This window comes from Legionella navarrensis, assembly GCF_052527415.1.
Genome location: NZ_JBNVZR010000002.1, coordinates 1 through 21,216 on the forward strand (window position 1 = coordinate 1; position 21,216 = coordinate 21,216).

Consider the following 21,216-nt stretch of genomic DNA (forward strand, 5'->3'; position numbering starts at 1 on the left):
TGTTTTTTTTAAAATCGCCGAATCTTTGTAATTTATATCATCAATACGGAAATTTTATGCACGGTTTAATACGAATGGCTGTGATTTCAACGAGTTCGTTGAAAGGTACAGAATGTTATATTGTATGTGTTTACTTCGTCTGATGGTCTGAACTCTTTTTGTGTACAGTCCCAGTTGCTCCAGTCTACTAATGGGAAAAACACATCTGCTTCGAATTCGTTATCTATTATGGTCAGGTATATTCTATCGGCAAGGGGCAGTGTTTGTTCATATATAGATGCACCGCCGATAATCATGATTTCTGGAGCCTCGCCTGCTTTTTGTAATGCGTCTTCAATGCCTGTTGCGTGTTCTATACCTGCGATTGTAGGCATGCTCCTGCTTACAACAATATTTTGTCGGTTGGGAAGCGGTCTGCCGATGGACTCAAAGGTATTGCGCCCCATAATCACAGGCTTGCCCAGTGTCGTCTGTTTAAAGAATTTCAAATCTGCTGGCAGATGACATAGTAACTGGTTGTTTTTGCCAAGGGCATACTGTCGGTCGACCGCAGCAATCAGGCTGATGGTGCTCATGATGAATTTTCCGTTTAGTCAGGATAATGTTTTTTTGCCATGGAAGCGGCCATGGCTACGGCTGCCTTCAGGCTGCCTGTTTCAGCTTTTCCAGTACCGGCCAGCTCCAGTGCCGTACCATGATCGACCGAGGTGCGAATGATGGGTAGGCCCAGGGTAACATTAACAGCCTGGCCAAACCCCGCGTATTTTAAGACGGTTAATCCCTGGTCATGGTACATGGCTACAAATGCATCCGCTCGTTCTATATTGTATTGTGAAAACAGGGTATCTGCCGGAAATGGCCCCAGTGCATTGATCCCTTGTTCGTTTAGGCGGATCAGTGCCGGTTGAATGCAGTCTATTTCTTCACGTCCCAGATATCCGCCTTCTCCCGCATGCGGATTCAGACCCGTGACCAGGATGCAGGGATTTGCCAGGCCGAAGTCGCTTTGCAAAGAAGTGTGTAGTTGACGAATTACCTGAATAATTAAATCCTGGGTGATCGCCCGTGGTACAGCATGCAGGGGCAGATGGGTAGTTACCAGTGCAACCTTCATTACATCGCAGGCCAGCATCATTACGACAGCGGGTGTTCCGCAGCGCTCAGCGAGAAATTCTGTATGGCCTGTAAAAGAAATTCCAGCCTGATTAATAACAGCTTTATGAACAGGTGCTGTTACCATGCCGCCAAACTCACCGCTCAGGCATAAATCTACAGCCTGGCCCAGCATGCTCATTACGTAAGCAGCGTTCGCCGGATTCAGCTGCCCGCAGACAACGGGTTCAATACAGGGAAGATGAAGGCAGTGAAGCCGCCCTGGGACTGGTTTGATATTGCGGCCCAGTCTGTATTCAATGAGCTCAACAGGAATTCCCAGAAGCGCCGCTCGCTGTTCGAGCAGGAATATGTCTCCAACCAGCACGAGCGGGTAGTCTGTGCCGGCCAGTGACAGGCAGATATCGGGGCCGATTCCGGCGGGTTCTCCACTGGTAACCAGCAAGGGCTTCATGCTAGTTTTTTATCCATGATGTGAACGTAGGCAGCGGCGCGCAGATGTTGCTGCCAGTTCTGTACTGCTTCACTGAATTTTTTCTGTTGCAGGAACAGTCGAACCTGCTGACGCTTGAACGATTCAGAATCATCCACTTTTTTTCTTTCCAGCACTTCAATAATATGCCAGCCAAACGTTGATTTGACGGGTTTGCTTATTTTGTGCGGTGGCAAGGCATCCATGGTTTTTTCAAACTCGGGAACCAGCTCACCGGGGCTGACCCAGCCTAAATCGCCTCCTTTTGTAGCACTTCCAACATCCAGTGAATATTGTTTGGCCATCACGGCGAAATCCTTTCCGGATTTTAACTGCTGGTACAGGTTGTTCACCTGTCTGCTGGCTTCTTCCGACGTCATGCTGGCGTCTTGTTTCAATAAAATATGGCGCACGTGCGTTTTAACCACGGCATGTTGTTCATTATTTCCGCCAATAGCCACCAGTTTGATTAATTGATATCCGTTACCGGTACGAATCGGACCACTCACCTGACCCGGCTTCATTTTAACGACTTCATTAGCGAACACATCGGGCAATTCAGCCAGATGCCGTTCGCCCAGGTCGCCGCCTTCCAGTGCAAACTCCCCGCTTGATTCTTCAATAGCCAGACGATCAAAATTGTCACCTTTTTTGATTTTGGCCAGAATGTCAGCAGCTTTCTGGCGTGCGCTTTTCAGTTGTTCGGGTGTGGGTTCTTCGGGCAGAGGAATCACAATATTTTTGATTTGGTAGGTTAATTGTGTCTTATCCTGATGCGCGGAGGTTTTCAGGTATTCTTCAACCTGCTGTGGTGTCACGTTAATATCCTGACCAACCGCCTTTTGCTGAACGCGGCCAATGAGCATTTCCTTACGAACGTTTTCGCGATAGGTTTTCCAGCTCATGCCCTGACGCTCAATTTCACTGCGTAAGTCGCTTAACGACAGTTTGTTATCCGCCGCAATTTTGCTGATGGCGCTGTCCAGCTCAGCATTATCAACGACCATGTTGTTTTGTTTGGCCAGCTGCAGTTCCAGATCAACATCAATTAAATGCTGCAGTACCTGTTTGCGCAGAGCCGTGTCCGACGGCAGTGGCATTTTTCTGAATGCATATTGCTGACGCAGAATTTCGACCTGGGCATTCACCTCGGTGGCCGTTATCACACTGTCGTTAACAACAGCAATGACACGATCCAGTGGTTCCGCCATTGCAAACAAAGGCCACAACACAGCAATACATACGATACGCTTCAGCATACCTGGTTCCTCAAAAATTAAAATCAAAAAATTTACGGCAATTTAGGCCATTTATAATCAAAATACAAGCAATGATGATTATTTTAAACCACATTACACGCTCTAACGGTGAAAGGTATCCACGTATCCGGGTATGTATGTTCTTATGTTGCCTCCCGGATCGCTGGTCCCCACGGAGCCCAGTCCCTTCAACTGCACCTGTAAATACACATTATTATTGTATTGGGGATTACCATTAAAATTCAGGCTTTGAAAACTACGCCCGCCCATCAGACGCACAGCCCAGCAACAGTTATCATACTGCAGACCGACAATGGACATCATTTCATAACCCTTGCTGATGTTGTAGCCATAGGCGCCCATGCTGCTCCATCGCTCTGTAAATGGCCAGGCGTAGGAAAATGAGACCTGATGCAAAGGGTCGATTCGAGGCGATGTATTGCCGACCTGCGTGATGTCCCCGTTTGCCAGATACGTGTAACCAACGCCTAAAAGCTGATTAAACGCTGGTTGATAATGAAAATCAAGATGGCCATTATTGGTGGCGTTGGTATGTGTGTCCCATACATAATCACCTGTTGCTATCCAGGATGGATTGAAATAATACACGGCCCGTGTGGCAATGGGCGACGAGCTGGCCACTGGGGACAGATAACCGAGATCCAGTGGGTTATCAACGCAGCTTCCCGTTACGCTTTGACACAGTGTGACGCGGCGATTGGCAAAATACTGAATCTGCCCGATAGTGAAGCTGGCACGCTCGACCCCGCTTTCGGCGGCCATCCATCGTGTTGTCAGCGCATAGGCCAGCTGATTGGCGTCACCTGTGCGATCATAACCGGAAAAACGATTTGTGCGGAAAAGCTGATCGGTATTAAAAATCATAAACGCGGAATCATAAACCGGGATATTGGTCTGGTTGCGGAAAGGCACGTTCAGGTAATACAGGCGCGGTTCGAGGGTTTGCGTAAAATTACTGTTTAGCCAGCGGCTTTGCCGTTCGAAATACAAACCACTGTCGAGGCTGTATCGTGGGATGCTGCGCTGTAGACGTGCATCGCTGACGTAGGCACGATCATAGGCATTATAATGCTGCACATCATAGTAATTCTGCACCAGTTCGACGGATGGGGTGAAATACCCCCAGGGCCTGATCTGTGGCAGCGCGAGCACCGGATTAAAGTAGTATCGCGGCCCATCAGGTACGGACTGCAGATTGTTCGACCACCTGAAGTTGTCGAACTGGCCGAGCAGGGTCAACTGTGCGTTAAAAGGCAGGCTGTCATAGAAACCGCGCGCCAGTAACTGGGGCAGCCGCTGATAAATATCACTGACGGGTGTCTGATTAATGGGTTGCAGGGTTTGATAGCTTTGCACCAGACCACGAAACAGCCAGTTATCTGTCGTATAGTTCAGCTCTCCTTCCCGCAGCAACTGACGCTTGGTCATTAAAGAGAGATTACTGTCAAAATCCTGGAGAAAATAATCATCCGAAACATCCTGAAGATTCATTTTCAATTGCAGATTGGGACTGACCTGTGTGATATCCCGAAACAGCAGGGACCAGCGATCCGTGGACGCACCACGTAACTGTGGGTATTGGAACTGATTCTCCTGCAGAAAACCGGCATAGGCTCTGTCATGAGACAGATAACGCGCATTCAGCTGACCATAGGATTTTTCCGTCAGGTAACGGAACTGCCCGCCCATCATCAAGCCACGTTTGGTGTAAAGATGAGGTGTCAGTGTGGCGTCGTAGTTTGGGCTGATGTTCCAGTAGTAGGGCAAGGCCATGTCGAAGCCGCCTACGTTTGACGTACCCAGTACGGGGAATAAAAATCCGGATTTTCGTTCCTTGGACGTTGGGAAGCTCATATAGGGCACGTATATCAGCGGGACTTTTCCGACGTAGAGTTTCGCATTACGCGCCACACCGGTTGCCTTGGCGTTATTGAGGGCGATACTGTCTGCCTCGAGATGCCAGGCGTTGTCCTGCGGCGCGCAGGTGCTGTACGTTGCCCTGCGCAGCAGATAATCCTTGTTGGCAAAACGCTCAATCAGGCCAGCCTGCCCCCAGGCCGGTAAAACCGAACCGGGACGGTAGGAGCTGAAACGATACAGCACATCTTCGGCACGGCCAGACTTGTCTACTGGGTGAAAAACCGCTTTTCTGGCAATCATCAGTCGCCCAGGCTCGAGGTATCTTACCTCGCCCAGCAGCTCGATGGCGTTGACCGAGTTGGATTTGCTGTCGCGGTAAACGTAAGCTGTCTGTGCGTTCAACACGCGCGATGTCTGGCGCACCTCCACATTACCCTGCAGCTCGGAGCGGCCCTGATTATAAAAGGAAACCCTGTCCGCGAAGAGCTGGACTTCGCTGGGATTGGACAGCGGCTTAACATCCAGCGGTTTGTAAAATCCTCGACAGAGGTAGGATGAGTCGGTTTCCTGCCAGCCGAGGCAGCGGGCAATACTGGAGCGTTGCAAGGGCGTTAATTCGTCTTCACGTGCCACAACACAGGCCTGGACAGGCTCTGCCATCATGGTTGTAGAGGCGTTCGCGTTGAGAAAATAGAACGCGCTGACGCCTGTTATCAGGGTGAAAAAAACCGTGCAGGAAAACCGATGGCTTCCCCGTGTCGTGATTTTTCTGGATATGGCATTAAACCTGATGTTCACCGCTGTCAAAATACCTTATGATCGAACAAGCTTCGTGGCTGGTCGCTGCCATTTTTGTTTTCGGGGAGTATAACATGCCTAATCGACAAAACGCACTGCACAATTGGCTTAATCAAGCCCTTCATTCTGTTCCGTTTTCATTAACAGCGCTCGCCGGTGATGCCAGCTTTCGTCATTATCATCGCCTGCATTATGACAATGTCAGCCGCATCATCATGGACGCCCCACCTGACAAAGAATCAACAGAATCCTTTATCAGCGTAGCCAGGCTGCTGAGCCAGCATGGTGTCAAGGCGCCGCAGCTGTATGCCATGGATACCGCCCAGGGCTTTATCATGCTGGATGATTTCGGCGATCAGGTGTTTTTGAAAGCGCTGTCTGCGAGCAACGCCAACGCTCTGTATCAGGCCGCCATGGATGCACTTATCACGTTGCAGCAGATTCCGGTTTCCAGCGAGACCCCCTTGCCTGAATTTGACAGGCGCCATTGTTTGAGTGAGCTGGCTGTGTTCGATCACTGGTTTCTGGAGGCTTATCTTGGTCTCAAACTGTCTGCCAGCGAAAAACGCATGATTCAGGACAGTTGTGACTGGTTAAGCGATGCTGTTTTGAAACAGCCACGGGTTATGATTCATCGCGACTATCATTCACGAAATCTGATGGTGCTGAATCAGAATCCTCCCTTCGAGCTGGGAATTATTGATTTCCAGGACGCCATGATGGGTCCCTTTACCTACGATCTGGTTTCCTTGCTCAAGGATTGTTACGTGCAATGGCCAACCGAGCAAATCACGCAGTGGGTTTCGTATTTTTACTCCCACTCCACCGTTGCCAGACAATATTCTCTCCCTGACTTTATCAGAGCCTTTGATCTATGTGGCCTGCAGCGTCATTTAAAGGTGCTGGGTGTTTTTTCGCGCCTGTACCTGCGCGATGGCAAGGCCGGGTATTTAAATGATCTGCCGCTGACGCTGCACTATGTGATGTCGTGCCTGGAAACCTGCAAGGAATTGCAGGCGCTGTATCAGTTTATGCAGGACAGGGTGAAGCTGTGATGAACACCGCCATGATTCTGGCCGCAGGCCGGGGTGAACGCCTGAAGCCGTTGACGAATGAGATTCCCAAAGCGATGTGTCGGGTTAAAGGCAGGCCGCTTATCGAACATCACGTAATCAATCTGGCCCGCGCAGGGTTCACGCGTCTGGTCATCAATCATGCTTATCTGGGCGATCAAATCCGGCGCCATCTCGGTGATGGGCACAAGTGGAATATTGATATTCTTTATTCCCCGGAACCACCTGGTGGTCTGGAAACGGGTGGAGGCATCGTAAGCGCCCTGCCCTTACTGGGAAAGGATCCATTTTTAACCGTAAATGCCGATATTTATACCGATTTTCCTTTTCAGAACATCGCGTTGTCCGGGAAGGATCGGCTTCATCTAATCCTTGTGAAGAGCCCTGCGCATAACCGCAAGGGAGATTTTGGCTTGAAGAATGGCCGTCTTATCAACCATGATCAGATCTATACGTTTTCAGGTATCGCCTGTTACCACCCCGATGTTTTTTCATCCAGTCGTATGGGTAGATATTCCGTTACTCCCTTGCTGCGCAGTCTCGCCGAAGGGGATCTGGCCAGTGGTACAGTGTTTCATGGCCAGTGGATAGACATTGGCACAATCGAGCGATTGCGCCAGGCCAATCAGTCTTAGTCCGGGGATGGTGTCTGCTCGTTTTGCGTTTCAACAACGGGGCGCGCCGGCGCGACTGTCTGAGCGACGGGTTGCGCAGTCTGCTCCGGAGTAACCCGGCTTTCGGGATAGGGACGTTTCTGAATCGTTGCATCAATACCGTGATTTTTCAGAAAAGCCGCGTAACCGTCTTTACCTGGGTCGGTCATTAAGCGAGTAAACTGCTCGACCGGAAATGTAACAGGTTCATTGTTGGCGTCGGTTGCGATTCTGCGACTGTGAAGATTGTTTTCTGTTACATCAACGGTTTTATAGATAGTCCCGTCTTCACAGACGGCATGATGCGTATATAGCCAGGCACTGAACAGGGTATCCTGGGCGCTGCTTACCTGTTCATCAACCAGCTTTTTGTTAACTGACACAGCCCTCAGGAGCTTTGATTCACTGTTGGCAGCGAAACCTATATGTAGATTTTGTGGCACCTGCTCGAGTATTACACCAGCCGCGTCCAGCGCCGCCATTTTTTGGAAATGCTCGTCTGTGTTACGAATTTCATTTGGTTTTCCAAAGAATGGATTGGTTCGGCCATCGTCCTGAAAATGCATTTTTTTGGCAAAGTTCTCCACAACCTTCAATACATCAGCAGGCAGGCCTGCAATGGCACGACAACATTTAACAGCGTAGTCGGCCGTTTCAGAACGTGAAATGATGTCAAACATTTTCAGAAAAGCGTCTTTGTTCGGTAATTGAGTTTCAATCGAACTGCCACGCTTGGTTGTTGGATATTTACTCATAGGATTCCTCGATCAACTTTAGCTTACATTATAGCAAAAAGGCGTCTGTTTAAAGACGCCTTTGCTCAGGTATTACGTTAATTAAGCGTAAAATCAGTCGAGAGGATTAGGGAGCTCATCGGTTACTGACTGGAAGGTTTTATGCTTCATCGAGTCAAACGTGAACTCATCCACCTGAACAGCGTCCCAACGGGCGCGCTCAACTGCCACCAGCGCATCCATTTCCTCCTGTGTGATACTGCCTTTGCTGACTTTTTCGGCCAGTTTGTCTTTCAGGGCGCCGAACGAATATCGTTTCAGATCGCTGATTTTGGGATACAGATCGGCGTGCTGAATCAAGAGCTGCAGGGCCTCTTCCATTTTATCCAATGGCTGTTTGCTGTCGCCACTCAGATACAGCCACTTTTTGATGCTGTCACGGTATTGGTTATTGGCTGTCATCAAACGGGCAATTTTATGATCCAGCCTGTCTGTAGGGTAGCGCATGGTTTGACCAAAAGGGAAAACCAGCAGGCGAACCAGACGACCAATAATCCGGGATGGAAAATTGTTGCAGAATGAAATCATGGCTTTCTGAGCGTTGTAAAAACAATACGTCACAGCCCATTTCGCATGCAGCATCTGATCTTCATTGGCATCATTCTGTTTGTATAGACGTAAGGCGGCCATGGCCATGTAGAGATAAGACATGGCATCGGCCAGGCGTGCAGACAGCCGCTCCTTACGCTTCAACTCACCCCCCAGATAAATCAGGGACAGATCGGCAAGCCAGGCAAATGCGTGGCTTAAACGAGCCAGACGCTTGTATTCTTTATTCAGGGAATTATCTGGCGCCTTAACAAACAGACCGCCTGTCCAGGCCGAGCAGACCGCTTTGGCAAAATTGTTCATGAAATAGCCGATATGTTTCCAGAGCAGAACTGAGAAGGCCTGTTTGTCCTCTTTGGATATGGCATAAAACTCGTCGCGGATATAGGGATGACAGGCCATGGATCCCTGACCAAATATCAGCAGGTTGCGCGACATAATGTTTGCGCCTTCCACTGTAATGGAAATAGGAAGACTCAGATAGCAACTGGTCATGTAATTGCGTGGCCCGACTACAACCGCGCGACCGGCATGTACGTCCATGGCATCATTCACCACAATGCGCGACAGCTCCGTATTGAAGTATTTGGTAATGGCCGACGCGACGGATGGCTTTTTGTGCTGATTGACGGCCGCTACCGTCAACAGACGGGTAGCATTGATCAGATAGTTCAAGCCGGCAATCTCAGCCAGTTTTTCTTCAATCCCTTCGAACTGAGCAATCTCAACGTTAAACTGACGACGCAGGCGGGCAAAGGCACCGGTTGTGATGTAGCACACAGACGAAGAAGCTGCTGCCAGAGCCGGCAGAGAGATGGAGCGGCCAATCGACAGACATTCCACCAGCATTTGCCAGCCACGACCGGCGTTTTTCTGACCGCCGATGATGGTGTCGATGGGTACGAATATCTTTTCGCCACGAATGGTTCCGTTCATAAACGGTTGATCGCCAGGTAAATGACGGTTTCCGATCTCGAGATTTTTTGTATCACGTGAAATCAGCAGGCAGGTAATACCTTCCTCACCCTCGCCTTTGAGCAGGCCATCCGGATCCTTGAGGTTCACAGCAAGACCAATCAGCGTTGCGATAGGAGCCAGTGTGATCCATCGCTTATTCAGTTTATTAATGGTCAGACCCAGGACGTCCTTACCATCGACTTTTTTCATGGTAACAACGGCTTCGGATTGGATGGAAGTCGCGTCGCTGCCAGCCCCTGGCTCGGTCAGAGCAAAGCAGGGTACATCAAGCCCCTTCGCCAGTCTGGGAAGATGACGGGCTTTTTGTTCGTCTGTGCCATAATAGTGCAGCAGCTCACCTGGGCCGAGAGAATTGGGAACCATTACGGTTACCGCAGCCACGCCGGAACGCGTGGCAATTTTCATCACGACATCAGAATGTGCGCGGGCAGAAAAGCCCTTGCCACCAAACTCTTTGCCAATCACCAGTCCGAAGAAGCCATTCTCCTTCATGTAATTCCAGACTGGCTCTGGCAGATCACGCTCCTGACCGACGCTCCAGTCGTCGATCATGGCACACAGAGTTTGCGTTTCGTTATCAAGGAAAGACTGTTCTTCCGCACTGAGTTCAGACGAAATGTTGTCGAGACGGTTCCAGTCTGGTGTCCCAGTAAAAATATCCTGCTCAACCCAGGTGTCTCCGGCATTCAGAGCTTCTTCTTCTGTGGTTGACAGCTTGGGGATTGATTTGACCGCGCGCACGTAGAGTTTATCGACGATAAAGTCACGCACCGGCGAGGCATGCATCACGGCAATAATGGCGGCAATAATCAGCCAGAGAGGCAGAGCGACAAACCAGGGCATACCCACAACCCAGGTTGCAACCACCAGATAAACTACGCTCACCACTTCCCAGACTGGTGAAACCATGCTGCGATATAAAGCGACGAGAGTAAAAATTACATACGCCAAAAACAATAAGATAGCCATCGTATTCTCTTCCTTTTGTTCGGACAGTCATAAACAACTGTCTCATCCTATCAGGAAATTGGCCTTCTTGATACGGTTTTGAAATCAGGGTTCAGAGACAGGGCGGCTTGCCTCTGAGGCATAAATAGTCTAGCGTTAAGATTTTCTGCCTGGATATTTTATGAATCATCGTTTGGTCTGGAATTTCAGCATTGATGACAGCAATCCTCTGGATATTTCATCCTTTGGGGAAGACGAAGCGGATTCACTGCGCTGGGAGATACGTTATTTCTGGGCGGATCACGGCGAGATCGTATTGCGTGGTCTGGATACAGAATGCCTTAATCTGACCAGGTTCACCGTGAAACATCGACCTGATGCCTACTATCTCCTGGCTGATAAAGATTACAACATCAAGCAGAGACGTGGCGAAATTCTCATCAAACCCGTGATGAGGCAAGAAGACGCCTGCCTTGGCTATGGAAAAAAAATCAACCTGTTTAACTACCCTGCTGAGCAGATGCTCCCTGGCCTGAATCCCTTGACTGGGGCGCAGATGATGGAGTCTGTACAGAGCGAAGGCCGAATCGTCAACGTGGATAAATGCGCGCTCATCTATAAATTCGACACGCAACCGGGAATAAAACTGGAGTTGGCTCGATTGACGATCGACAGCCGTATTTTCTTCAGCGCCTGTGTCGAAGGCCGTTCGCTGCGCCTGGTTAATTTAATCAGTAAGCACTTGCTTAATCAGCAGATTTCCTGCGATTATGTCAGTTTCCTTAAACAGATTGCCGTGCCATGATGAACACGCTTTTAGCTCTCGTTTACAGTTTTGGCAAAATTGGATTCGTCTCGCTGGGCGGTGGCAACTCCATGCTGAAACTGATCGAGGCGGAAGCGGTTACCTATCGGCAATGGATAGCACCGGATGAATTTGTCCGAATGGTGGGAGCCACGTTCCTGTTTCCCGGCTTAACAGCCGTGAAACTGGCTGCCTTAATCGGTTATAAGGCGGCCGGCCTGCCGGGCCTGCTGCTGGCGGTGCTCAGCATCAATTTGCCCGGCCTTGTGCTGGCGGTGCTGGGGTATCGCCTGTTAACTAATGACAACGACCCGATCACGCGAAAAATCATGATATCCGTTCAATATGGTGCGCTGGCCCTGCTGGCAGCAGCCAGTATATCGGTCGGACAAGGAGTGATTGGCATGTATTATTCGCTGCCAATAGTCCTCATAAGCATTCTGTTTTTACTGGCGCTGGTTTACTTGCAGTTATCTCCATTCTGGGGATTTCTCGCGTTTATCGGAATAGGATTTTTTGTGGTTCGTTAAAGGGAGACTCACTTGCAGGATGCATTGGATAACCCAGATTATTTCATCAATCGAGAATTTACAGCGCTGGCATTCCAGGAGCGCGTATTGCAGATGGCACGGGATGAGCGCATACCCTTGCTCGAACGCATGCGTTTTTTATGCATTTGCTGCGGCAATCTGGACGAGTTTTTCGAAATTCGCGTGGCCGGCCTGAAAGAGAAGGCGGCTCTGCAGTCGCGCCTGCCTAATATCGACGGCCTGACGGCAGACGAAATACTCAATCAGCTCGGCAAAAAAATTCATCGTTTGAGCGACGATATCTACCATATTTTCAACAAACAGCTGCTGCCGGCCATGAAAGAGAATAATATCTTTTTCCTCTCTACTGATGAATGGACTGACGATATTCATCTGTGGGCCAAGCATTATTTTAAGAATGAGATTTATCCCATCGTCAGTCCAATCGCACTTGATCTGGCTCATCCTTTTCCACGCCTGTTTAATAAGAGCCTGAATTTCATTGTGTCACTGCAGGGTCGGGACGCCTTTGACCGCAGCATTGATTACGCGGTGGTCCATGCTCCTCGATCGCTGCCCAGAATTATTCATCTGCCATCAGAATTATGCACCAACGGCGACAATTATTTTGTTTATCTATCCTCCATCATCCAGGCACATGTTCACCGCCTGTTTCCCGGCATGGAAATTAAGGGGTGCTACCCTTTCCGCCTGACTCGAAACAGCGATCTGTTTCTTCGCGAAGAGGAAATTGATGACCTGGCTGTGGCTGTTCAACGGGAATTGTTTTCGCGCCATTATGGTCACGTGGTGCGTCTGGAAATTGATAAACACTGCCCGCATGACATCGTTGACTTCCTCCTGGTCAAACATCATCTGCATCATGAAGATGCCTACTATTGTGATGGCCCGGTCAATCTGCAGCGCTACTACAGTGCCATTAATGGCATTGACAGACCCGATCTGAATTATCCGCCGCTGAACGTGCAATATCCAGAGCAGATTCACCTGCGGCGCAGTCTTTTTTCCGTCCTGGATGAGCAGGATATTCTGCTGCATCACCCCTACCAGAGCTTCGATGTGGTCGTCGATTTTGTCCGCCAGGCCGCTGCAGACCCTAATGTACTGGCCATCAAGCAGACGCTGTATCGCAGCCATTCGGAATCAGCCATGGTTAAGGCCCTGGTAGAAGCGGCCCGCTCAGGAAAGGAAGTGACCGCCGTAGTAGAGTTACGCGCCCGTTTTGATGAAGAATCCAATTTGAAACTGGCCAATCGCCTGCACGATGGCGGGGTACTCGTTTTGTACGGCGTGGTGGGATACAAAACGCACGCTAAAATGACTCTGGTTGTCCGGCGAACGCATGGCAAACTGAAGCGTTACGTTCATCTCGGCACCGGTAATTATCACGAACAGACCGTTAAACGGTATACGGATTTTGGCCTGCTTACCGGCGATCCCTCGATAACCTCTGATACACAGTCCATCTTCCAGCAGCTTACAGGCCTTGGCAAGGCTGTAAAATTAAAATACATCAGTCACTCACCCTTTACTCTGCATAAAAGCCTGCTCAATCATATTGAAGAATGCCAGCTGGCCGCTCAGGAAGGCAAAGAGGCAGAAATTAACATCAAGGTGAACGGGCTTACGGACAAGACCACTATCAAGGCGTTGTATCTGGCATCTCAGGCCGGGGTAAAAATTACACTGCTGGTGCGCAGCGTGTGCTGCCTGAAACCGGGGATTCCGGGAATATCGGACAATATCCGGGTATTATCTATCGTCGGACGTTTTTTGGAGCATCATCGGATTTACCATTTTAAAGCCGATGACAAAGAACACTATTACTGCTCCAGTGCGGATCTGATGGAGCGGAATCTATACAATCGTATTGAAGTTTTATTTCCTATTCTCGGTGAAAACAATCAGAAACGCATCAAACAGGAAATCTTCAGAAACTACCTGAAGGATAACAGTAACTCCTGGGAAATGCAGGCAGATGGCAGTTACAGGCAAACTGCGCACGGACACCATAATGCCCAGGAGGAGCTGCTGCATCTGTATTCAAAAAACGGGGATTAAAATAAGTCTCAAAAACCGCTGGCCCAATCTACGGCTTTATGTGTATTGTTAAATCATTCGGCGCTCTGGTACAGCAGGCTTTTACTGGGTTTTCCGGCTTCCTCGCGTGCAAGCTTTGGCAGCAGGTAGCCCGGCACGATGGCCTGAAGTCGCTGGTAAAGTTCGCTGGCTTCCGTGGCGCTGAGGTCAAAATGCGCGGTACCGGCTACTTTATCCAGTACATGCAGATAATAAGGCAGAACTCCGCAGTCAAACAGCCGCTCACTCAAAGCGGCCAGGCTGTCGGCATCGTCATTCACGCCCCTGAGCAGTACTGATTGATTCAACAGGGTACAACCAGCATTCCGCATGGCCTGACAGGCTGCCTGCACCGACTCATCGAGCTCTCTTGCATGATTGCAGTGTAAAACCATCACCTTACGCAAACGGCTGGCAGATAAAACAGACAGGAATGCCGCATCAATACGTTCAGGCAGTACAACAGGGATCCGGGTATGAAAGCGCAGGGTTTTGATTTGCGTCATGTCATTCAGTTGACCGATTAAATCCTGCAACAGGACATCGCTGGCCAGCAACGGATCACCGCCACTCAAAATCACTTCATGGATGCTCGAATCCTGACGAATGTAGTCCAGCGCCTGCTGCCAGCCGGCGCGGCCCGGATTATTGTCCTGATAGGGAAAGTGCCGTCTGAAACAAAAGCGACAGTTAATGGCGCAGACACCCGTCAGAGTCAACAGGACCCGACCGTGGTATTTATGTATCAGGCCTGGCACCGGATTATGACGCTTCTCTTCCAGGGGATCAGAAACATAACCCTCAACAGCCAGCATTTCCTGCTCGATGGCCAGCACCTGCAATAGTAAGGGATCCCGCGCATCCCCCGGCCGCATGCGTGCGGCAAAGCCGCGCGGAACCCGGGTTTTAAACTGCTGCTCGGCTGCCGCATGACCCAAATGGGCCGGCAAGTGCAAATATTCAAGTAATTCACTGGCAGAAGCAAAGCCTTGCGCCAGAATTTTTTGCCAACTCACAGGGGCATCTCGCATTACGTGTTCAAAATTGGTAAACTGCGTGAACTTTATCGAAATTGCAACAAAATCACAACAGTGGAGCACTGATGGCCATTTACAGCACGAATGAATTAAAAAACGGTTTAAAAGTTATGATTGATAATGCTCCCTGCAGCATCGTCGATTGCGAATTTGTCAAACCCGGTAAAGGCCAGGCCTTCACCCGCGTCAAGATTCGTAACCTGAAAACAGGACGGGTTGTTGAGCGTACCTACAAAACCGGTGAAACGCTGCCCTCAGCAGACGTTGCCGACGTGGAAATGCAGTATCTGTACAGCGACGGCGAACAATGGCATTTCATGGTTCCTGATACATTCGAGCAATACGCAGTGAGTGCGGAAACGCTGGCGGATTCGGCTCAATGGCTGAAAGAGCAGGATGTCTGCGTGGTCACCCTCTGGAATAATGAGCCCATTCAGGTTTTACCGCCGACCTTTGTTATCATGACTATTGTTGAAACCGATCCTGGTCTGAAAGGCGATACATCCGGCGGCGGCGGTAAGCCGGCAACACTGGAAACGGGTGCGGTTGTCCGCGTTCCATTATTCGTTCAGACCGGTGAGTTAATCAAGGTTGACACCCGTAAAGGCGAATACGTTTCGCGCGCCAAAGAATAACACCACTTTGCTGGTACCCGACCTGACGACGTGCGGGCCGGGTGCCTTGCTCCATCAGGTACAAAGCCTCATACAATGTCGTATTATCCTGGCTGCAACATCATCACCTGTAACCAGTTCCATCCCTTTGAAACCCGGAGACGAATTGGCCTCACAGATAAAATATCCCTTAGCACCAAACAATAGATCAATTCCCGCGATATCCAGCCCCACCAATTCGGCACAGGCCAGAGACAAATGCGTAACTTCATCCGTCAGAGGGAACGGGCTCACGTCACCGCCCAGAGAGTAATTCGCCTTGAAGCTTCTTTTTGCCGTGCGCTGCATACAGCCAATAACCTGCCTGTCCATGACAAAAACGCGCAAATCACGCCCATAACTGCTACTGATAAAACGCTGTACAATATATTGCTGACCGTTATTACCCAGTAATCCCAGCAAATCACGAAAACTGTCCACGGTTTCACATAAATGCACCCCCATACCACGAAGACCGGAGATATTTTTGATAACAAGTGGAAACCCGATTTCCTGTTCAACCAGTTCAACCGGAACCGGAAAATGCAACAGCATGGTTTTGGGTGTGGGCAGTTGATTATTGACCAAAAGCTGCGCAACGCGCATTTTATCCTTAGCCAGGGCAATCGCGTGAGCACTGTTGGCACTGTAAACCCCATTCAACTCCAATTGACGGATTAGTGCGAGTGCGTACGAGCTTGTGTCGGCACCGAGACGAGGAATCAAAAAATCCGGCAGCTCCACCGGACGCCCATCCTTATAAATACCGGACAGGGAATCGGTCGGTGTCAATATGTTGAACTCATCCGGTCGATAGACTTCCAGCTCGACATTCATCGCCTCAGCAGCCGCCATAAGTCGCGTGACACCGTGGTCAGCGGGCGTTAACTGCTGTCTGTTACGTTTATAAAATATCCAGCCTTTCATGGAGAACCCTATTGTTGGTTTGTGTCGGACAGCTTATCGTCTTGCACGCCAGGCGCCACCATAATTACGATGATAACCCCAGTTATTATTTCTCCAGCTGTAAGCCCCCCAGTTGTTGTTTCTCCAACGGTAACCGGAATAAAGGCTGTTACCCCAGACTGGCCTGTAACCATAATAACCTGTGGTATAGACGTAGTCAGTATCGTATCCGGGTGCATATGTTGACTCGGTGACGGTGCAGCCTGACATCATAAGGGCTGACAGTGATAGGGTGGAAGCTAATATTAGCGTTTTCATGAGCATTTCCTTGCCAAGTCCATGTCTTAAAAGTATACGACGAGAGTTTTATATTTACAAATTGGCCTCGATAAATACCGGGAATTTTATTTGTGTCTGCGTTAGAGCGCCGAATGATTTAACAATGCACATGAATTGCAGTAAGTTGGGTGAAGACCCAACCTGCCGCATTTCAGGATCCAGGAAGTCAGTACAGGTAACGACGTCGTGGATAACTGAGCCGGCATTATTTATAGTGTTGGTGATTATATGAAGCGCTTTAGGTCGCTCTTGAGCCATAAGAGCAGCTCACCACACTTCAAACCAATCTCCCTGTCATCACGTGTATTTAGGTTCAGCCAGGAACAGTCGTTACCTATATGTCTTATAATAGACCATTTGCTCCATTATTGTTTAAATTTTAATCATAAAGGTCAGGCTGATTTTTCCTGCAGAGGCGATATTCAGGAGCGGGAGGCCGTTAAGCTGTTCTTCTTAATTAAGAAAATGCAGAAAGAGTATCGGCAAAACTATATCTTCACGTACCGGAAGTATATACTCCTGCCTAACCTTTTTTGCCAGTATCCATGAAATAATCGGGGTTGCTAATGAGCTCACAAGTTGCTTTTTTACTTAAAAAAAGAACTTTTTTTCCACTGTTTCTAACGCAGTTTTTTGGTGCGTTTAATGACAATGCCTTTAAATTATCGATGGTCACCCTGATAAGCTACCACCTCAGCACGTCGCAGGCCTGGTCTGAATATTATCAGGCTCTGGCCGGCGCTCTTTTTACACTGCCTTTTTTCCTCTTCTCAACCACCGCAGGCCAATTAGCGGATAAATACGACAAAGCCATTCTGGCACGCTCGGTCAAGGTACTGGAATTGATTCTGATGTGCATTGGGGCCTATGCACTGTACGTAGGCAGTATTCCGTTAATGATGACCGTTTTAACCGGCATGGGTATTCACTCGACTTTTTTTGGCCCTATTAAATACGCTATTTTACCGGATCATTTGCCTCGCGAGGAATTATTGACCGCAACGGCCCTGATTGAAGCCAGCACCTTCATCGCCATTCTGCTTGGGACGACCCTGGGAGCGCTGGCTATTGGCAGTGCGAAAAATCATGTGGGGATGGCCGTTTTTATCACCAATTTCGTAGCCGTCTGTGGACTGGTGGCCAGCCTGTTCATACCGTCAGCCAAATCAAAGCTGCAGGATTTAAAAATTGACTGGCATCTGTGGCGTTCGGCTAAAATCATCATAAAAGACGCCATGGCAAGGCATAAGGTTTTCCCTGCCATGCTGGCCATTTCCTGGTTCTGGCTGATTGGCGCCATCATGTTGACCAAGCTGCCGGATTATATCCATTATGTTCTCGGAGCCAGCCCTTCGGTGTTTTCGATCTTTCTGGCACTGTTTTCTACGGGTATTGCGCTGGGCTCCATGGCCATCAATTACCTGCTGGCAGGCAACATTACGCTGCGTTACGTTCCGGTCTGCATGCTGTTGCTGTCGGTATTTGCAACTGATCTGTATTTCGCATCTCCCACGCTGACCATTGATGAAAATGCGCTGCAGTCGCTGACGACGTTTTTGTTCCAGTTTTCAAGCCTGCGCATAATGCTTGATTTCTTCCTTTTCTCTTTTTGTGGCGGTTTGTTTTCCGTACCACTGTACACCTTTATTCAAGTAAGCTGCGACGATGGCTCACGAGCCAGAACACTGGCGGCCAACAATATTCTAAATGCCTTGTTTATGGTACTGGGGATGGCGCTGGTGATGCTGTTACTGCACTTTAACGTCAGCATCATTATGGTGTTTTTGATTTTAGCTGCCATGAACGCTCTGGCTGCACTGGGTCTGTGGTTTATGCTGGCCAGAAGCGCCTGACCAGCACCGCGCCTAATCGCGGAAGTTCTCGAATTGCAGGGGAAGCTTAATATCCGATTTCTTTAACAGAGCAATGGTTTCCTGAAGTTCATCACGTTTTTTTCCTGTGACGCGGACTTTATCGCCCTGAATAGATGCCTGAACCTTGATTTTACTGTCCTTTATCAATTTGATCATCTCTTTGGCAATCGATTGCTCAATCCCCTGCTTGAAGGTCATATTCAGCGTCCAGGTCCTTCCGCTGTGTACAGGTTTGCTTTCCATGTCTACGCCGGCTGTGCTGACGTCGCGTTTGGAGCAATGATTACGGAACAGATCTTCCAGCTGTCGAACCTGAAACTCGGACTCGGATTTCAGCGTAACGGTCAGCTCCTTTAACTCAATACTGGCGTCAACACCGCGAAAATCAAAGCGGGTTCCCATTTCGCGAGCCGCGTTTTCAACGGCGTGCCGCAACTCAACTTCGTTAGTTTCTGAAACAATATCAAATGAAGGCATCGTCCACCTGTGTGATTAATTTTAAATTAGGGGGTGAATGGGGATCTTAAGGGCAGAGGGAAGGAGAGTCAACTTAATGCGCAATACGCAGGGTAACAGCCTAATGTGCCGTATGTTACCACTGGATTTGACTGAGAAAGAATGATTGTATAGTGTTATCTGCAACGCAATAAGCGTAGCCTCGGTAATACAAACCAACCAAATGGAGTTATCATGCCAAATCAGGAATGGCCAGCAAACGATTATGCTATCGGTTCCTTTATTCAGGCGAGCATCGCCAATCAACATCTGAATGCCGTCCATTGTCGCCCGACAGACCGAGTTCTCGACATTGGCTGCGGTAATGGAGCCTATACACGCAACATTCTGAACCTGGTTCCTGACGGCTCGGTTTTGGGTATTGATCCATCGGAAAACATGTTGAAACTGGCGCATGAAATTATTCAGGAGTACCCTGGTTTTTCGATAAAAAAAGACGATGTTCTGTCTATGAATTTTCAATCTGAATTTGATTACGCTGTGTCATTCTGGTGCCTGCAGTGGGTCAATAATATTGTCGAAGCATTTGCCAATATTGTGAACGCCTTAAAGCCGGGCGGCAGATTTTTCACCCTGTTTCCGGTGGGCGATGATCCCTTTATCATGGGGTATTATGCGCTCAGAGATGCCAGAAAAATTCGCAGTCTCGACCACTTTACTCCGCCGATGGACTATACTCGACTGGACAACCTGGCTGATAAACTGAAATCAATACCCTGTAAACAACTCAAGGTTGAAAAACAGCGTCATTCGCTGATACTGCCTTCACTTGATGTGTACAGAAAATTTGTCAACGGCATCGCATTTTTTCAAACGCAGCTTCCCGATTCGGAAGTTAAACAGCTGAATGATGCCATGGTTGAGCAGTTTGACGCGGAATGTAAACGGCTTTACCGCGGGGAATATCAGTTTAATCTGTCGGTTTACTTAGTCAGCGGTGAAAAATAACGGCCCACTATCGGGCATACGGGAGGCATGATGAAACGCAATGGAGCAGCTGAATGGATGGGTGGGATACTGGACGGACAAGGCACGGTTTCCACCGACAGTGGCATACTGAATAAAACAAAATATTCTTTTAAGACACGTTTTGACACAGAACCCGGGACAAACCCAGAAGAGTTGATTGCTGCCGCGCACGCGGGTTGTTTTTCCATGGCATTGGCAGCTCAGCTTGAGCAGGATGGCATGAAAGCCAGCAGGATAAACACAAGTGCCAGCGTTACCCTCGAAAAAACAGCGGATGGCTTCTCAATTCCGGCTATTCATTTGAGCGTTACCGCAGCGGTACCCGGCGCCAGCAAAGAGCGTTTTGAACAATCAGCGCAGAAGGCAAAAGCAGGCTGCCCGGTTTCAAAGCTGATGAATGCAACCATTACCATGGATGCAACGCTGGAAGGCTGAAGAGCAGACAGCCAAACGAGTCCCGGAGCAATCCATCGGGACTCGTTCCCTCTCAATGATCAATCACGTCTAATTACACACCTGGTTAATGACACAATTACCATCACCATCGCAGGTCTGTACATTCTGGCAGACGGGATCGGCATAAAAGCCCGCAGCACCCGGCGCGATCCACACGTTATCACCATCGTCATAGCCATTGTAGTAGTCGCGATGATCATAGTAATGGCTGTTATCATATCCATAGCCAGGATGATAACCCCAGTTATTGGCGCCTGCGTTGGGGTGAAAACCACCTCCCGCATTGAATCCACCCCCGCGCAGAGCAAATCCTGTTTCAGCGAAGACCAGGCACAGACCCAGCAAAGCGGCCTTGAATAGATGTAACCCTCGTTGCGCGTCCATATGAACCTCTCGAATTAACGTAATATTGGCAGGATTTTCCCAAATCAGTCAGGGGCTGTTGACTGCCCCCTTCCCTGCATGCCATACCCTATGGACCATTAATCAAAAAGCCCTATTCGAAGTATAGAC

At 49.2% G+C, this 21,216-nt stretch carries 20 protein-coding genes; 9 read left to right on the plus strand and 11 right to left on the minus strand.

Going from position 1 to position 21,216, the window contains the following annotated elements:
• Positions 1-86: 86 nt before the first annotated feature.
• The 4 genes from ACQUTA_RS01610 to ACQUTA_RS01625 all read right to left on the minus strand — a co-directional run bounded on the left by ACQUTA_RS01610 (position 87) and on the right by ACQUTA_RS01625 (position 5,439).
• The gene (locus ACQUTA_RS01610) at positions 87-575 is read right to left on the minus strand and encodes a dihydrofolate reductase (RefSeq protein ID WP_444986449.1); all 489 of its coding nucleotides are present in this window, start codon (positions 573-575) and stop codon (positions 87-89) included.
• A gap of 14 nt (positions 576-589) precedes the next feature.
• A complete protein-coding gene (gene pdxA / locus ACQUTA_RS01615) occupies positions 590-1,567 on the minus strand; it encodes a 4-hydroxythreonine-4-phosphate dehydrogenase PdxA (protein ID WP_444986450.1) in 978 nt (325 codons plus the stop codon).
• Positions 1,564-2,844 (minus strand): peptidylprolyl isomerase, encoded by a 1,281-nt coding sequence (locus ACQUTA_RS01620; RefSeq protein WP_444986451.1) that lies wholly within the window; start codon positions 2,842-2,844, stop codon positions 1,564-1,566. The genes pdxA and ACQUTA_RS01620 overlap by 4 nt, the downstream gene beginning before the upstream one ends.
• Before the next feature lie 102 nt (positions 2,845-2,946).
• Positions 2,947-5,439 (minus strand): LPS-assembly protein LptD, encoded by a 2,493-nt coding sequence (locus ACQUTA_RS01625; protein WP_444986656.1) that lies wholly within the window; start codon positions 5,437-5,439, stop codon positions 2,947-2,949.
• A gap of 158 nt (positions 5,440-5,597) precedes the next feature.
• Here ACQUTA_RS01625 and ACQUTA_RS01630 point away from each other — a divergent pair, with 158 nt between their 5' ends.
• Positions 5,598-6,578, plus strand: a complete 981-nt coding sequence (locus ACQUTA_RS01630; protein WP_444986452.1) for an aminoglycoside phosphotransferase family protein — start codon at positions 5,598-5,600, stop codon at positions 6,576-6,578.
• Positions 6,578-7,231 carry an N-acetylmuramate alpha-1-phosphate uridylyltransferase MurU gene (gene murU / locus ACQUTA_RS01635; protein ID WP_444986657.1) on the plus strand — a complete coding sequence of 218 codons (654 nt, stop codon included), beginning with the start codon at positions 6,578-6,580 and terminating at the stop codon, positions 7,229-7,231. Before ACQUTA_RS01630 ends, murU begins: the two co-directional genes overlap by 1 nt.
• On the opposite strand, the gene ACQUTA_RS01640 is transcribed toward murU, so the two are convergent.
• Together ACQUTA_RS01640 and ACQUTA_RS01645 are read right to left on the minus strand one after the other, a co-directional pair.
• Positions 7,228-8,004 (minus strand): hypothetical protein, encoded by a 777-nt coding sequence (locus ACQUTA_RS01640; RefSeq protein WP_444986453.1) that lies wholly within the window; start codon positions 8,002-8,004, stop codon positions 7,228-7,230. The genes murU and ACQUTA_RS01640 overlap by 4 nt on opposite strands.
• 93 nt (positions 8,005-8,097) lie before the next feature.
• Positions 8,098-10,539, minus strand: a complete 2,442-nt coding sequence (locus ACQUTA_RS01645; RefSeq protein WP_444986454.1) for an acyl-CoA dehydrogenase — start codon at positions 10,537-10,539, stop codon at positions 8,098-8,100.
• Between the two features lie 160 nt (positions 10,540-10,699).
• Here ACQUTA_RS01645 and ACQUTA_RS01650 point away from each other — a divergent pair, with 160 nt between their 5' ends.
• From ACQUTA_RS01650 to ppk1, 3 genes are read left to right on the plus strand one after another with little or no spacing between them, the layout of a single operon-like run.
• Positions 10,700-11,323, plus strand: a complete 624-nt coding sequence (locus ACQUTA_RS01650) for a hypothetical protein (RefSeq protein WP_444986455.1) — start codon at positions 10,700-10,702, stop codon at positions 11,321-11,323.
• Positions 11,320-11,853 (plus strand): chromate transporter, encoded by a 534-nt coding sequence (locus ACQUTA_RS01655; RefSeq protein WP_444986456.1) that lies wholly within the window; start codon positions 11,320-11,322, stop codon positions 11,851-11,853. The genes ACQUTA_RS01650 and ACQUTA_RS01655 overlap by 4 nt, the downstream gene beginning before the upstream one ends.
• Before the next feature lie 12 nt (positions 11,854-11,865).
• A complete protein-coding gene (gene ppk1 / locus ACQUTA_RS01660) occupies positions 11,866-13,935 on the plus strand; it encodes a polyphosphate kinase 1 (protein ID WP_444986457.1) in 2,070 nt (689 codons plus the stop codon).
• A gap of 53 nt (positions 13,936-13,988) precedes the next feature.
• Here ppk1 and epmB read toward each other — a convergent pair whose 3' ends face one another.
• A complete protein-coding gene (gene epmB, locus ACQUTA_RS01665; protein ID WP_444986658.1) occupies positions 13,989-15,020 on the minus strand; it encodes an EF-P beta-lysylation protein EpmB in 1,032 nt (343 codons plus the stop codon).
• A 35-nt stretch (positions 15,021-15,055) separates the two neighbouring features.
• On the opposite strand from epmB, the gene efp reads away from it, so the two are divergent.
• Positions 15,056-15,625, plus strand: coding sequence for an elongation factor P (gene efp / locus ACQUTA_RS01670; protein WP_444986458.1), 570 nt, complete (start codon positions 15,056-15,058; stop codon positions 15,623-15,625).
• Between the two features lie 54 nt (positions 15,626-15,679).
• Here efp and ACQUTA_RS01675 read toward each other — a convergent pair whose 3' ends face one another.
• Positions 15,680-16,570 (minus strand): ATP-grasp domain-containing protein, encoded by an 891-nt coding sequence (locus ACQUTA_RS01675; protein ID WP_444986459.1) that lies wholly within the window; start codon positions 16,568-16,570, stop codon positions 15,680-15,682.
• A gap of 33 nt (positions 16,571-16,603) precedes the next feature.
• A complete protein-coding gene (locus ACQUTA_RS01680; RefSeq protein WP_444986460.1) occupies positions 16,604-16,867 on the minus strand; it encodes a hypothetical protein in 264 nt (87 codons plus the stop codon).
• Between the two features lie 587 nt (positions 16,868-17,454).
• Between ACQUTA_RS01680 and ACQUTA_RS01685 the strand changes: the two genes are divergently transcribed.
• A complete protein-coding gene (locus ACQUTA_RS01685; RefSeq protein ID WP_444986461.1) occupies positions 17,455-18,741 on the plus strand; it encodes an MFS transporter in 1,287 nt (428 codons plus the stop codon).
• A 12-nt stretch (positions 18,742-18,753) separates the two neighbouring features.
• On the opposite strand, the gene ACQUTA_RS01690 is transcribed toward ACQUTA_RS01685, so the two are convergent.
• Positions 18,754-19,239, minus strand: coding sequence for a YajQ family cyclic di-GMP-binding protein (locus ACQUTA_RS01690; protein WP_444986462.1), 486 nt, complete (start codon positions 19,237-19,239; stop codon positions 18,754-18,756).
• A 213-nt stretch (positions 19,240-19,452) separates the two neighbouring features.
• On the opposite strand from ACQUTA_RS01690, the gene ACQUTA_RS01695 reads away from it, so the two are divergent.
• Positions 19,453-20,226: a class I SAM-dependent methyltransferase gene (locus ACQUTA_RS01695; RefSeq protein ID WP_444986463.1), complete on the plus strand. Its 774-nt coding sequence runs from the start codon at positions 19,453-19,455 to the stop codon at positions 20,224-20,226.
• A 27-nt stretch (positions 20,227-20,253) separates the two neighbouring features.
• Positions 20,254-20,682 carry an OsmC family protein gene (locus tag ACQUTA_RS01700; protein WP_444986464.1) on the plus strand — a complete coding sequence of 143 codons (429 nt, stop codon included), beginning with the start codon at positions 20,254-20,256 and terminating at the stop codon, positions 20,680-20,682.
• 69 nt (positions 20,683-20,751) lie between these two features.
• On the opposite strand, the gene ACQUTA_RS01705 is transcribed toward ACQUTA_RS01700, so the two are convergent.
• Positions 20,752-21,087 (minus strand): hypothetical protein, encoded by a 336-nt coding sequence (locus tag ACQUTA_RS01705; protein WP_444986465.1) that lies wholly within the window; start codon positions 21,085-21,087, stop codon positions 20,752-20,754.
• Positions 21,088-21,216: the final 129 nt, after the last annotated feature.